At 75.3% G+C, this 11863-nt stretch carries 15 protein-coding genes; 6 read left to right on the top strand and 9 right to left on the bottom strand.

Annotated features, from left to right (window positions below):
- Window positions 1-99 precede the first annotated feature (99 nt).
- Window positions 100-678, top strand: coding sequence for a hypothetical protein (locus ACFY23_RS02935; RefSeq protein WP_350686906.1), 579 nt, complete (start codon window positions 100-102; stop codon window positions 676-678).
- Between the two features lie 83 nt (window positions 679-761).
- Here the strand turns inward: ACFY23_RS02935 and ACFY23_RS02930 are convergent, their stop codons facing one another.
- The 8 genes from ACFY23_RS02930 to ACFY23_RS02895 form a co-directional block, all read right to left on the bottom strand.
- Window positions 762-1157, bottom strand: coding sequence for an Rv3654c family TadE-like protein (locus tag ACFY23_RS02930; RefSeq protein ID WP_387035479.1), 396 nt, complete (start codon window positions 1155-1157; stop codon window positions 762-764).
- Window positions 1154-1522, bottom strand: a complete 369-nt coding sequence (locus ACFY23_RS02925) for a TadE family type IV pilus minor pilin (protein ID WP_350686909.1) — start codon at window positions 1520-1522, stop codon at window positions 1154-1156. Before ACFY23_RS02925 ends, ACFY23_RS02930 begins: the two co-directional genes overlap by 4 nt.
- Window positions 1519-1704: a DUF4244 domain-containing protein gene (locus ACFY23_RS02920; protein ID WP_350686911.1), complete on the bottom strand. Its 186-nt coding sequence runs from the start codon at window positions 1702-1704 to the stop codon at window positions 1519-1521. The genes ACFY23_RS02925 and ACFY23_RS02920 overlap by 4 nt, the downstream gene beginning before the upstream one ends.
- 7 nt (window positions 1705-1711) lie before the next feature.
- Complete coding sequence (locus ACFY23_RS02915; RefSeq protein WP_387035483.1) at window positions 1712-2506, bottom strand: type II secretion system F family protein; 795 nt, start codon at window positions 2504-2506, stop codon at window positions 1712-1714.
- On the bottom strand, window positions 2506-3576 hold the full coding sequence (locus tag ACFY23_RS02910) for a hypothetical protein (protein ID WP_387035892.1): 1071 nt from the start codon (window positions 3574-3576) through the stop codon (window positions 2506-2508). The genes ACFY23_RS02915 and ACFY23_RS02910 overlap by 1 nt, the downstream gene beginning before the upstream one ends.
- A 323-nt stretch (window positions 3577-3899) precedes the next feature.
- Window positions 3900-5111: a TadA family conjugal transfer-associated ATPase gene (locus ACFY23_RS02905; protein WP_350686913.1), complete on the bottom strand. Its 1212-nt coding sequence runs from the start codon at window positions 5109-5111 to the stop codon at window positions 3900-3902.
- Entirely contained in the window at window positions 5108-6211 is a 1104-nt protein-coding gene (ssd, locus tag ACFY23_RS02900; protein WP_350818910.1) for a septum site-determining protein Ssd, read from the bottom strand. The genes ACFY23_RS02905 and ssd overlap by 4 nt, the downstream gene beginning before the upstream one ends.
- Window positions 6212-6507: 296 nt before the next feature.
- The gene (locus tag ACFY23_RS02895) at window positions 6508-7374 is read right to left on the bottom strand and encodes a sigma-70 family RNA polymerase sigma factor (RefSeq protein ID WP_350683801.1); all 867 of its coding nucleotides are present in this window, start codon (window positions 7372-7374) and stop codon (window positions 6508-6510) included.
- 154 nt (window positions 7375-7528) lie between these two features.
- Here ACFY23_RS02895 and ACFY23_RS02890 point away from each other — a divergent pair, with 154 nt between their 5' ends.
- The 5 genes from ACFY23_RS02890 (at window position 7529) to ACFY23_RS02870 (ending at window position 10888) form a co-directional block, all read left to right on the top strand.
- Window positions 7529-7987 carry a carboxymuconolactone decarboxylase family protein gene (locus ACFY23_RS02890; protein ID WP_350683832.1) on the top strand — a complete coding sequence of 153 codons (459 nt, stop codon included), beginning with the start codon at window positions 7529-7531 and terminating at the stop codon, window positions 7985-7987.
- Between the two features lie 489 nt (window positions 7988-8476).
- On the top strand, window positions 8477-8653 hold the full coding sequence (locus ACFY23_RS02885; RefSeq protein WP_350683803.1) for a hypothetical protein: 177 nt from the start codon (window positions 8477-8479) through the stop codon (window positions 8651-8653).
- Window positions 8650-9054 carry a type II toxin-antitoxin system VapC family toxin gene (locus tag ACFY23_RS02880; RefSeq protein ID WP_350683805.1) on the top strand — a complete coding sequence of 135 codons (405 nt, stop codon included), beginning with the start codon at window positions 8650-8652 and terminating at the stop codon, window positions 9052-9054. Before ACFY23_RS02885 ends, ACFY23_RS02880 begins: the two co-directional genes overlap by 4 nt.
- 204 nt (window positions 9055-9258) lie before the next feature.
- On the top strand, window positions 9259-9975 hold the full coding sequence (locus ACFY23_RS02875) for a tyrosine-type recombinase/integrase (RefSeq protein WP_350683806.1): 717 nt from the start codon (window positions 9259-9261) through the stop codon (window positions 9973-9975).
- Between the two features lie 106 nt (window positions 9976-10081).
- Window positions 10082-10888 carry an HAD-IB family hydrolase gene (locus ACFY23_RS02870; protein WP_350683808.1) on the top strand — a complete coding sequence of 269 codons (807 nt, stop codon included), beginning with the start codon at window positions 10082-10084 and terminating at the stop codon, window positions 10886-10888.
- 111 nt (window positions 10889-10999) lie between these two features.
- Here the strand turns inward: ACFY23_RS02870 and ACFY23_RS02865 are convergent, their stop codons facing one another.
- Window positions 11000-11746, bottom strand: coding sequence for an oxidoreductase (locus tag ACFY23_RS02865; protein WP_350683810.1), 747 nt, complete (start codon window positions 11744-11746; stop codon window positions 11000-11002).
- Between the last annotated feature and the right edge of the window lie 117 nt (window positions 11747-11863).

Below are 11863 nucleotides of genomic sequence, written 5' to 3'. Positions count from 1 at the left end.
GGTTCCGGCGGTAGCGGAGCGGTGGGCCGCTCGCTACCTGTGGGCGGGCGGAACGGTTGAGCCTGTGCGACACTCCGGCCCACCCCCGAAGGAGATCTCATGCAGCCCGACGCCTTGCAGGCCCAGCAGCAGTTCCACATCCGGCAGCGGATCCGGATGATGGTCAACCAGTACGAGGTCCACGCCGTCGCACCGGACGGATCCGAAGGCGGGATGCTGGCGTTCGCCCAGCAGAAGCGGCTCGCCTTCAAGGAGCAGGTGACGATCTACACCGACGACTCGAAGCAGCAGCCGTTGCTCGGCTTCAAGGCCCGCCAGCGCCTCGACATCGGCGCCGCGTACGACGTGACCGACCACGCCGGCAACCCGATCGGCCTGTTCCGCAAGGACTTCGCCCAGTCGCTGCTCAGGTCCACCTGGCACGTCGAGCAGGCCGGCCTGCCGCAGATCACCGGCCAGGAACGCAGCATGCCGGTGGCGCTGCTGCGGCGCTTCGTCGACTCGCTGTCCTGGCTGCCGTACCACTTCGACTTCGTCGCCGACGGCCAGCCCGTCTTCTCGGTGATCAAGCAGTGGGGCCTGCGCGACCGGTACGTCGTCCAGGTGCAGCACCCGCAGATCGACCGTCGCCTGGTGATCGCGATGGCCGTCGCCCTCGACGCCCTCCAGGCGCGCTGACCCGCCGGCGCCGGGGTACGCCTGGCGGCGCTCGACGGCGACCTGGCCTTTGACCAACCCTCTCTTGTCCAACTCTCTCCTGGTCAGCCCCCCTCCCCGCCAGCCCGGACCGGTCCGGCGCGGGCGGTCGCCGTGGCGGCCCGCGCCAGGCCGGGCAGCGGGGTGACGGCCACCTCCGCGGTCACCAGGAGGTCGAGGCCGTCGAGCCGGCAGCCCAGCAGTGAGCCGCCGTTGGCGGCGGCGATCTCGGCGGCCCGACCGCAGGCCGCCGGCTCGCCACGGAGTGCCTGCCCGGCACCGGCGAGCGCGCCGAAGTCCGCCGCGACCCGGGCCCGCTGACGGGCGGTCTGGGCGGCACCGACGGCCGCCGCGAACAGGCCGACCACGACGAACACCAGCCCGGCCGCGAGCAGGCACACCGTCGCCCCACCACGCTCCCGGCCGGTTCCTTCGCGGCGGGGCGCTGACAAGCCGGTCACAATCGGGCCGCCGCGACGCCGGGTTCCACGGCCGCGACCGCGGTCGCTGTCACGGTGATCCGGGGCAGCCGCGTGCCGAGTGCGCGTACGGGCCCTCGGACGGTGGCGGTGACCCGCTGGCCGTCGACCGTGACCGTGACCTCGGCACCCGCCGGAGCCGCCCGGCCGGCGGCGGCCACCCCGTCCTCGCCCCGGGAGGCGGCGAGCGCCGCCTCCCGGGCCGCGTGCAGGCAGCCCGCCCGCGTGCCGACGGCGTTCACCGCGGTCAGCCCGGCGAGCAGGAGCAGCAGGAGCGCCGGCAGGCCGGCCGCCAGTTCGGCGGTGAAGGAACCCCGGTCGCGGCCGGCCGACCGGCGCCGGCTCACTTGAGCGCCCGGTCGATGACGGCGGTCAACGCGGACTGCACGTTGCCGGAGGTCAGCACCTTCAGCAGGATCCCGGCGAAGGCGACGGCGGCGAGCGTGCCGACGGCGTACTCGGCCGTGTTCATCCCGGCGTCCCCGCGCAGGCGGGCGAGAAGTTTGCGCACGTGCTTGTCCTTTCTCATGGGTGGGTCAGAGCACGTCGCCGAGAACGGCGACGATCACCGGCACCAGGCCGGCGAGAATGAAGGCCGGCAGGAAGCAGAGCCCCAGCGGCAACACGATGAGGACGCCGGCGCGGCGGGCGGCCGCCTCGGCAGCGGTGGCCCGGTCGGCGCGCAGGTCGTCGGCGAGCCGGGTCAGCGCGCCGGCCAGCGCCCCGCCGCTGTTCGAGGAACGCAGGACGGCCGCCGTCAGCCGCTCGGCGCCCGGCACCGATGCGAGCGGCTCCCACGCCTCCTCGGGGCCGCCACCGAGCCGCAACAATCGGCCCACCCGGGCGAGCCGGTCGGCGAGGGGCCCGTCGAGCGCGTCCGCCACGGCCAGGACGGACCTGTCCACCGGCGCCCCCGCACGCATCGCCGCCGCGAGAAGGTCGGCGGCGAGCGGGAGGTCGGCGGCCTCCCGCAGCCGCCGCCTGCGTACGGCCGGCGGCTCGATCCGGCGCAGCAACCGGTCGAGCAGCAGCGCCGCCGGCACGGCTGTCAGCAACCCGGACCAGCCGCCGACCAGGACGGCCACGGCCAGACCGCCCAGCCCGGCGGCGAGCCGGATCGCATCCGGCCGTCGTCGGGACCGCGCATCCTCCGGCGCCTCGTGACCGGCCCCCGGAGCGACCGGCCGCCGCGCCGAGCCGGCCGGACGTACGCCGGGCGGTGCCCCGCGCAGGGCGCGCAGTCGGCGCAGAGGGCGCCGGCCGGCGAGGAACGCCGCGGTGAGCAGAGCCACCGCCGTCAGGCAGCCCGCGACCAGCACCGCTCGGGGCATCAGCTCGCCCGTCCCGGTGTCGCGCCGAGCCGCTCGGCCCAGAACAGGCCCGCGACCTGGAGGGCGACGGCGGCCACCGCGCACGCACCGCCGACCGGGGTGTGCAGCAGCACCGCCACGGGGTCGACGCCGATGCCGTAGCCGAGCCCGATGCCGCCGAGCGGCAGGGCGGCGAGCAGCAACGCGGTGGCGCGCGCCCCGGCCGCCTGGGCCTCCGCCGCGGCCAGCCCACGGTCGGTGGAGCGGGCGTCGGCCTCGATGCGCTCCAGCAGCTCGGCCAGCGGCGCGCCCGTCCGGTCGGCGAGGCGTACGGCCGACCGGGCCAGCCGCTCCAGCCGGTCCGAGCCGGCCCGCCCGTCGCCGGGCGTCGCGTCCTCCCGACCGAACCCGGCGGGGGTTGTTCCGGGCCGCCCCAGGGCGAGCCGCTCGCCGGCGACCGGCACCGGCAGGCCGGCCCGCAGATCGGCAGCCAGCCCACAGAGTTCGTCCAGCCGACGTCGCCGGGCCCGGTCCGCCAGTTGGCCGGCCTGCCGTCGGAGCAGCGCGCGGGCGGCCAGCGTGCCGTAGGCACCGACGGCCACCGCCGCCACCGGCCCGGCCAGCAGCAGTCCGGCCGCGACGCCGGCCAGCCCCACCAGCGGCAGGATGCGCCTCGGCGACGTGGCCAGCACGCCCGACCAGTCTCGCCGTCCCGCACCGGCAGGACGGGCCGCCCGCACGTCGGGTCGCCGGGAGGGTGCAGCGGTCGGGGCCGGCGTGCCGACGGGACGTCGCGCGTCTCGCCGGGCGGGTGGTCGGACGGGTCCCGGCGGCCGGGACGGGCCGGGGTGGCCGCTGGCGGGCCAGGGCCAGGGCGGCCGGTCCGCGACGTCCCGTGGCGGCCACTGCGCCGCGCCGCCCGGTTCACGCCCGCCCGACTCGCGCCCGCCCGGTTCGCGCCCGTTCGGTTCGCGCCCGTTCGGAGGCACCCGGCGGACCGAAGCAGCCTGGGCCACGACCGGCCGGCGCGCCGGCGCGGCGGCCTCGGACACCTGACCCGGCGACGCCGGTGACGCGGTCGTCTTCGGCAAGCGCTCCGGCGGGCTGGACGGTCCGCTCCGGGAGACGACCTCGTATGCCGAGGTCGGGCGGACGGCCGTCCGGCTCACCGCCGCTGCAGCCGGGCCGGGAAACGTCTCGGCGGGACGGTCCGGCGGGGCGGGGCGGAGGTCCGGCCCCGGTGCCCGGCGCAGCTCGCTGATCCAGTCGACGAGCGGGTCGTCCGCCCCGGCCGGCGCGTTCCGGGGTGTCTCACCCGTGAGGGCGCGCCGCCGGCTCCGAAGGCCGCCCAGCAGGTTGGCCACGACGACCGCCGACGCGATCGACAGCAGCGCCAGCAGCGCGTACGGGGCGCTCACTTCGGCCCCGCCGATCCGGGCCACGGCTCGCTGAGGACCGGCGGCACCGGCACGCCGCGCTCCCGCAGCAGCGCTCCGAGCGCGCGGGCGGCGGGACCGAGGCCGCGCCCGCGTACCCAGGCGGGAACCGCGGCGACCAGGCGGTCCGGGCCCTCGGGCAGGAGCAGGCACACCGACTCCAGCACCCGACCCTGTTCGCCCCGGCGCACCTGGAGCAGCACCTGGAGCGCGGCGGCCACCTGGGCGTGGAGCGCGGGGCGGGGCAGCCCGCCGAGCATCCCGAGCGCCTCCAGGCGGGCCGGCACGTCGGAGGGAGCGTTGGCGTGCAGGGTGCCGGCACCGCCGTCGTGACCGGTGTTCAGGGCGGCGAGCAGGTCGACCACCTCCCCGCCCCGGCATTCGCCGACGACCAGCCGGTCGGGCCGCATCCGCAGCGCCTGGCGGACCAGGTCGGTCAGCCCGACCGCGCCGGAGCCCTCCACGTTGGCCGTCCTGGCCTGCAACCCGACCACGTGCGGGTGCCGGGGGTGCAGCTCGGCCGCGTCCTCCACCAGCACGATCCGCTCCGTCGACGGCACCAGCCCGAGCAGGGTGTTCAGCAGAGTCGTCTTGCCCGAGCCGGTGCCGCCGGTCACCAGGTACGCCAGCCGGGCCGCCACCACGGCGGAGAGCACCGGCGCCACCGGCCGGGGCACCGTGCCCTGGCGTACCAGCTCGTCGAGGGTGAACGGCCGCTGCCGGAACGTCCGCAGGGACAGGTAGGGGCCGTCGGTCGCCACCGGCGGCAGCACGGCGTGCAGCCGGGTGCCGTCGGGCAGCCGGGCGTCCGCGTACGGCGAGCCGTCGTCGAGCCGCCGGCCGGCGCTGGCCGTGAGCCGCTGGGCGAGCCGGCGTACGTCGTCGACCGTGCCGATCGGCACCGCCACCTGGTGCAGGCCCTGCCCCCGGTCCACCCAGACCCGGACGCCGTTGACCAGCACGTCGGTGACCTCCGGGTCGGCCAGCAGCGGCGCGAGCGGACCGGCGCCCAGCAGGTCGTCGTGCACCCGGTCGGCCATCCGCAGCAGGGTGGTGTCGCCCAGCACGGCGGCGTTGGGTTCCGCGCGTACGGCGGAAACGATCGCGGCGGGGGTGACCGGGGTCGCCGCGGCCGCGATCCGCTGCCGCACCCGGGAGGCGAGGGTGTCGCCCTCGGACGGCCCGGTCATGCCGCACCCGCCGCGGACGTGCCGGTCAGGTCGGCGACGATGCGCTGGCAGAGGGCCGCCAACGGCCCCCTGCCGTGGGCGGCCGGCGCCTCGCCCCGCTCCAGCCCACGGGCCAACGCCGGCTCCGGCCGCAGCGTGCCGGCGAGCGGCAGCCCGAGCGCGCGGGCCACCTCGGCGGCCCCGAGCCGGCCCGGGGCCGGACCGCGCACGATCACCGACATCGCGGCGCAGTGCGGTGCGGCGGCCGCCACCACCCGGGCGGCCGCGGCGGTGGCCCGCAGCTCGGCCGGTACGACGACGAACACCTGGTCAGCCGCCTGGAGTGCCGTGACGGCCGCGTCGTCCAGTTGCCGGGGCAGGTCCACCACCACGAAGTCCCGGCCCCGCCGGGCGGCGTCGACCGTGGCCGCCATCGCCTGGGTGGGCAGGGCGAGCAGGTCGCCCCGGTCCCAGGAGAGCACCACCAGGTCGCCCCGGCTCGGCAGGGCCCGCACCAGCGCCGGAGCGTCCACCCGGCCGTCGGCGTCGGTCAGCGCAGGCCAGCGCAGGCCCTCCAACTGCTCCCAACCCAGCACCAGGTCGAGCCCACCGCCGAGCGGGTCGGCGTCGACGAGCAGGGTGCGCAGCCGGGCACGGGCGGCCGTGACCGCGAGCCCGCCGGCCAGGATGCTCGCCCCGGCGCCGCCACGCCCGCCCAGCACGGCGGTGATCCGGGCACCGCCCCGGTCCGCGCCCTCCGGCCCGCACTCGGCGAACCGGTCCACCAGCCACGGCTCGGCGGCCGGCAGGACCGCCACATGCTCGGCGCCGATCAGCTCGGCGACCTGGAAGCCGGGATCAGGCTCCCCGGACCGGCCGACCAGCACCATCCGTGACCGCTGCGGCAGCCGCGCCCGCAGGCACGGCTGGGCCTGGTCGGCGCCGACCAGCACGAGCGGGGCGGGCAGCCAGCGGGTGCGGGCCGCCGCCGGGTCGGCGGCGAGTTCCACCTCGACGCCGCCCGCTGCGGCGAGCCGGAGCAGGTCGTCGAGCAGGTCGCCGTCCGAGGTGACGAGCAGCGGCAGGCGCCGGTGCGGCGGGACGGAGGTACGGGGTGGCATCGCGGCCTCCAGCGGTCGGGCTCCGGGGTTGCTGACCCGAGACCCTGCTCCCGTTCCGCCACCCGGCGCCGCCCCGTGTCGCCAGCCTGTGGACAACTTCGGCGCCTGTGGACAACGTCCGCCGGGCGAGTCGATCTGCTATGTCCGTCGGCTCACGGCGCGCAGCCTCTCGTACGCCCTCGGAAGCTGCTCAGGCAGCGGCATTCAGCCCGTGCACGGTGCGCGACGCCGGGGGTCACGAGTCACGCCGCCAGCGAACCCCCGGTCCTTCGCGGGCAGACCCGCCCGCGCGCCGGTCAGTCGACGACCAGGTCGAGGGCGGCGATCTGGTCGGGGTCGGCGACCACCTCGATGCCGATGACCCGGTCGGTCACGACGAAGCTGATCACGATGCGGGTACGGCCCCCGACGACCACCACCGCGCCCGGCGCGCCGTCGACGAACGCCGGCACGGCGGCCTGTGCCCGACCGGAGAAGAAGGCGGCCACGTCGGACGAGCCGCGGGCCTCGCCCGTCCCGCCCATCTTGACGGCCGTGGCGTCGGAGCGCAGGACGACGTGCGGGTCGAGCAGGCTGAGCAGGTCGTCGAAGCGCCCCTCCCGGGACGCGGCGAGGAACGCCTCGACGACCCCACGCTGCCGGGTCCGGTCCGTCTCCGGCGTCGCGGGTCCGCTCTGCACACGACGGCGGGCCCGGCTGGCGATCTGCCGTACGGCGGCCGGGCTGCGGTCGACGACGGGAGCGAGTTCGTCGAAGGACACCGCGAACATGTCATGCAGCACGAAGACCAGCCGTTCGGTGGGACCGAGGGTCCGCAGCACCACGTCCAGCGCCCGTCCGACCGACTCGGTGAGCAGCGCCTCCCGCTCGGGATCGACCTCACCGGGCGCGGCCGTGGCCGGCTCGTCCTCGGCGACCTCGGCGGGCTGCTCGTGGCGGGCCGCGCTCGACCCCAGCCGATCGAGGCAGACCCGCCCGAGAGTGGTGGTGAGCCACCCCGGCAGGTTGTCGATGCCGTTGGCGTCGGCGCGGCTGAGCCGCAGCCAGGTGTCCTGGACCGCGTCGTCGGCCTCGGCCCGGGAGCCGAGCATGCGCTGGGCCACGGACCGCAGGCGGGGACGCTGCTCCTCGAAGCGCCGGGCCAGCAGGTCGGTGTCGCTCATGGCATCGCAATCCTGGCCGACGTCCGGCCTCCGCGTGACCGCAGTCACATCTGTCACGCCGCCCGTCCCGCTGTCGACATCGGGGTGACGGACGAGAACGCTCCGGCGAGAAAACGCCAGCGAGCGTAACAGGAAGGACAAGGACCAGATGACCATGCAGGCCCGCATCCAGAACCCCGCGATGCTGCTCCCCGACGCGGTGAAGGCGATCAACCTGCTCTACAAGGCGGCACACTCCGCCGGTGTCCCCACCAGCACGCTGGAGTTGGTCCACCTGCGGGCCAGCCAGATCAACGGATGCAGCGCGTGCGTCGACTCCGGCGCGCGCAGCGCACGGAAGGCCGGAGAGACCGAGGAGAGGCTGTTCGCGCTGGCCGCCTGGCGGGAGACGCCGTACTTCACCACTGCGGAGCGGGCCGCGCTCGCGCTCGCCGAGGCCGCGACCCGGCTCGCCGACCGGGCCGACGCGGTGCCCGACGAGATCTGGGACGAGGCCGCCCGGCACTTCGACGAGAAGGAACTGTCCGCGCTGGTGCTCTGGATCGCCACCACCAACTTCTTCAACCGGTTGAACGCCACGACCCGACAGCCCGCGCCGCAGGTCTGGGGCTGAGCGGGGCGCCGACAGCGACGTGAGGGGCGGCGGCGCCCCCACGCCGCAGCGCTACGAGGCGGGCGACAGCGGCTGCGGTTCGCGGTTGACGATTCGCCACGCCACCGCACCGACCTACTGAAGTGATCTGCCGCCGCCGAACCCTTCCCAGCAGCCGGTTCTAAAACGAAGGCACCCGTGACCTGGCGGAACGCTCGCGGCAGAAAGGGACGACCCCCGTCGGGGGGAAAGTGACCTGACGTAGCAGCGAGTGTGATCAAGTGCCGTACCGCGTGGTCAGACGCATCGGTCGTGCCGTCGAGCATGATCGAGTCGGGCCACGCGGTACGGCGTTCGCCGACGATTCGCTGACTCTCGTCTAACGGGCTGCGTGCGCCGGAAACGGCCGGAGGCGCTCACGACGTGCGCCGTCTCGACGTCGGAGGTGCGAGAATAGACGATGATTCGAGACGCAGGAGGTGAGCTGTGACGTCGAGTAGCGCTGAGCAGATGCCCGAGTGGCCGACCGCTGAGCACGTACCGGCCGAGGAGCTGGCGCGTCGTCAAGGCATCCGGCCAGTCACCTCCGTCGACGACCTGGCCCGGCCTGGCCTGTTCGAGTCGGACGAGGAACTGGATGACTTCCTCGCTGACCTTTACGCCTCCCGGCGGGCCGGCGCCGCGTGAGCCTGGTCGTCCTGGACACCGACGTAGCGTCGGCGATCCTCCGGGGGCGTCTGCATGACCGTCTCCGTGCCCGTCTGGCCGGTAAGACCCTCTGCATCACCTTCGTGACGCTCGGGGAGCTGACCAAGTGGACCGCGCTGCGAAGTTGGGGGCCACGCAAGCTGGCGGATCTCGCCCAGTGGCGGTCCGGGGTCGTGCTGCTTCCCTTCGACGAGGCGGTCGCGACGACCTGGGGACATCTTCAGGCGCGGGCGCAGCATCGCGGGCGGCCCCGGCCGACGAATGACTCCTGGATCGCGGCGTGCTGCCTGGTCGACCGGCTACCTCTGGCGACCTTCAACGGCAAGGACTACGCCGACTTCGCCGAGTACGACGGCCTCCGCCTGTTCGACGTCTCCTAGCTTTCGGCAACCCTGGTCGCGGCTGTCCGGCGTCATACGGCTTTCCGGCCCCGGCCCTCGGGCCGGGGGCGGCTTCGCGTGGCGCCGGCATTCCGCGGCCTGGTCCCTGTACCCGGTGGCAAGCCGCGAAGCGGCGCGGCAGCCGATCGCCCCAACCTCGGCGGCGGCCAACCGCCCTCGCGATCGTCACGGCGCGGAACCGCGGTGCCGGACGGGCGGGCGTTGGTCTTCGCCGACCGGGACGGCGGGCCGCAGCGGCGGTCGAACTTCCGGCGGCGGGTGTGGCTGCCGTCGCTGGTGCGGGCCGGGCTGCTGGGCCGGGTGGCCGAGATCGCGCCGGGCCGGTGGATGGCGTCGTGGCCGGACCGGGACGGCCGGGAGCAGCGGGCGGAGTTCGCCGACGAGGCGGCGGCGGTGGCGCACGCGGCGGCCTCGGCGTTCGGCGGCCTTCGGTTCCACGACCTGCGGCACTCGTACATCACGTGGCTGGTGACGGACGGGGTGCCGGTCAACATCGTGCGGCGGGTCGTGGGGCACGAGAAGGCGTCAACGACGCTCAATCGTTATACGCACACCCCGGACGACTACGCCGACCGGGTCCGGCTGACGTTCGCTGACGATTCGCTGACTTTCCGCCCGGCGCCCCGCCCGGCCGACCTCGGAGAAGTGCCCCCACCTGGTCGGAAGCGCTTCCCGGAAAGGGACGACCCCCGTCGGGGGGAGACGGGGGTCGTCGGGAGGTTCGGCTCCGGGGGGGTCGAGCCGAACCCACTCAGCGGTCACGGGGGGTGCAACCGCCGAGGGCCTGTCTGTTGTGCGAGATATGAACGCTCGTCGTGCCGACCAGTCTGCCTGAGCGGACCTGTATACGTCGAGTGGTGTCACCTCCACTCCCTGCAAATTAAAGTTCGCAGAGTGTGATTGACGTCACGATGAGCGAGGGCGATGGCGTCTGCCCGCGAGTCCGAGGGGTCGTCGGACCCCGGGCACCCGCCGACCATAGACCATCCGGCTAGACTTTCGCGCCGTGGGCCGAAGTGCCGCTTTCTTCGATCTGGACAAGACCGTCATCGCCAAGTCGAGCGCCCTGGCGTTCGGTCGGCCGTTCTACCGGGACGGCCTGATCACCCGGCGTGACGTGGTCAAGTCGGCGTACGCGCAGCTGATGTTCCGGCTGGGCGGCACCGACGAGCAGACCATGGCCAAGACCCGGGACTACCTCGCCACGCTCTGCAAGGGCTGGCAGGTGGAGCAGGTCCGCCAGATCGTCGCGGAGACACTCCACGAGCTGATCAACCCCTACGTGTACGCCGAGGCCGCCGCCCTGATCGAGGAGCACCAGGCTGCCGGCCGGGACGTCGTGCTGGTCTCCGCCTCCGGCGAGGAGATGGTCCGGCCGATCGGCGCGCTGCTGGGGGTCACCGACGTGATCGCCACCCGGATGGGCGTGGTGGACGGCCGCTACAGCGGCGAGGTGGAGTTCTACGCGGCCGGCCCGAGCAAGGTCGAGGCGGTCAGCGAGCTGGCCGGCCGGCGCGGGTACGACCTGGCCGACTCCTACGCCTACTCCGACTCGTACAGCGACCGCCCGCTGCTGGAGTGCGTCGGCCACCCCTCGGTGGTCAACCCGGACCGGCAGCTGCGCAGGCTCGCGGTTGAGAACTCCTGGCCGGTGCTGGAGTTCCGGCATCCGATCCCGCTGGGCCGGCGACTGCGCGAACGCCCGGCCGTCCCGGTCGCCGCGGCGGCGCTGGGCGTGGGCGTCGGCGTGGCCATCGGCATCGCCTGGTACGGCCGTCACCGCCGGGCCCGCGCCACCCCCGCTCCCGCCTGAGCGGATCCGCGCCGAGACGACCCGGGCCGGCCCACCGAGACGACCCGGGCCGGCCCACACCGAGGCGATCCGTGCCGGCCGCGCCGACGCCATCAGGCCGGGCCGGGCGGGTCAGGCGGCGGCGAGGATCTCGTCGCCGATCGTGGTGAGCTGGTCGGCACCGACCTCCACGGCCGACATGTAGTGCCGCAGCCAGGAGCGCAGTCCGTCCGGGGTGCCGGTGGCGAACGCGCCGGCCGCGCCGACGTACTCGGGTTCGCGCTCGCGATGGCCGACGTCGACGGCGAGCAGGCCGCGCGGGTCGAGCCCGCTGGACAGCAGCACGAGCCGGGCGGCGCCGCGGGCCACCACCCCGGACGGCCCGGCGAAGGGGCGCAGGTTCAGCAGTTCGCCGTGCACGACGGCGGCGAGCACCAGTGGGGAGACCTTCGTGCCGCCGGCGGCGAGTCCCGCCAGCCCGTCCAGCCGCGCGGCGACCACCGGGTCGGCCACGGGCCGGCCCAGCTCGGCCTCGGTCACCACGTCCCGGGCGGCGAGCACGTGCAGCTTGGCCAGCGCCTGCCGGGGCGCCTTCGGCCAGAGCTCGCTCAGCCCGGGCAGCGCCCCGGCCACCCGCAGCGCGCCCTGGACGACCGGCTCGGTCACGGTTCCGGCGCGGACGGCCTCGCGCTCGCGGGCGTACCCCTCGAGGGCGGCGCTGGCGACCGCGGACCGGAGGCTGACCTCGGCCGCGACCTGGCCGCCGTGCCGGCGCAGCGCGCGGTGCCCGAGCGCCTGGTCGAACCGCTCGCGGGCCCGCTCGACGGCGGGGGCGATGTCGGCGAGCGCGAGCAGCGGGGCGAGCGGGTCGGCGGTCACCCCGTCACGCTATCGACTGCCCGACGCGACCCGCCGACGAGCCGCCCGGAAGCGACCACCGACACCCCGCGATCCTGTCGGCAAGGGACCTTCCTCGACCGCGGGCGGGGACGACGT

Origin of the sequence: Micromonospora sp. NPDC000121 (genome assembly GCF_042899165.1) — a bacterium.
Taxonomy (GTDB): Bacteria; Actinomycetota; Actinomycetes; order Mycobacteriales; family Micromonosporaceae; genus Micromonospora.
The sequence above is the reverse complement of the archived record's forward strand: the minus strand, read 5'-3'. Positions and strand labels throughout refer to the sequence as shown.

Excerpts from the sequence above, each read along its gene's own strand:
- ACFY23_RS02935 (WP_350686906.1), top strand. The coding sequence starts at position 100 with ATGCAGCCCGACGCCTTGCAGGCCCAGCAGCAGTTCCACATCCGGCAG.
- ACFY23_RS02920 (WP_350686911.1), bottom strand. The coding sequence starts at position 1,704 with ATGAGAAAGGACAAGCACGTGCGCAAACTTCTCGCCCGCCTGCGCGGG.
- ACFY23_RS02915 (WP_387035483.1), bottom strand. The coding sequence starts at position 2,506 with ATGCCCCGAGCGGTGCTGGTCGCGGGCTGCCTGACGGCGGTGGCTCTG.
- ACFY23_RS02905 (WP_350686913.1), bottom strand. The coding sequence starts at position 5,111 with ATGACCGGGCCGTCCGAGGGCGACACCCTCGCCTCCCGGGTGCGGCAG.
- ssd (WP_350818910.1), bottom strand. The coding sequence starts at position 6,211 with ATGCCACCCCGTACCTCCGTCCCGCCGCACCGGCGCCTGCCGCTGCTC.
- ACFY23_RS02895 (WP_350683801.1), bottom strand. The coding sequence starts at position 7,374 with ATGAGCGACACCGACCTGCTGGCCCGGCGCTTCGAGGAGCAGCGTCCC.
- ACFY23_RS02890 (WP_350683832.1), top strand. The coding sequence starts at position 7,529 with ATGCAGGCCCGCATCCAGAACCCCGCGATGCTGCTCCCCGACGCGGTG.
- ACFY23_RS02885 (WP_350683803.1), top strand. The coding sequence starts at position 8,477 with ATGCCCGAGTGGCCGACCGCTGAGCACGTACCGGCCGAGGAGCTGGCG.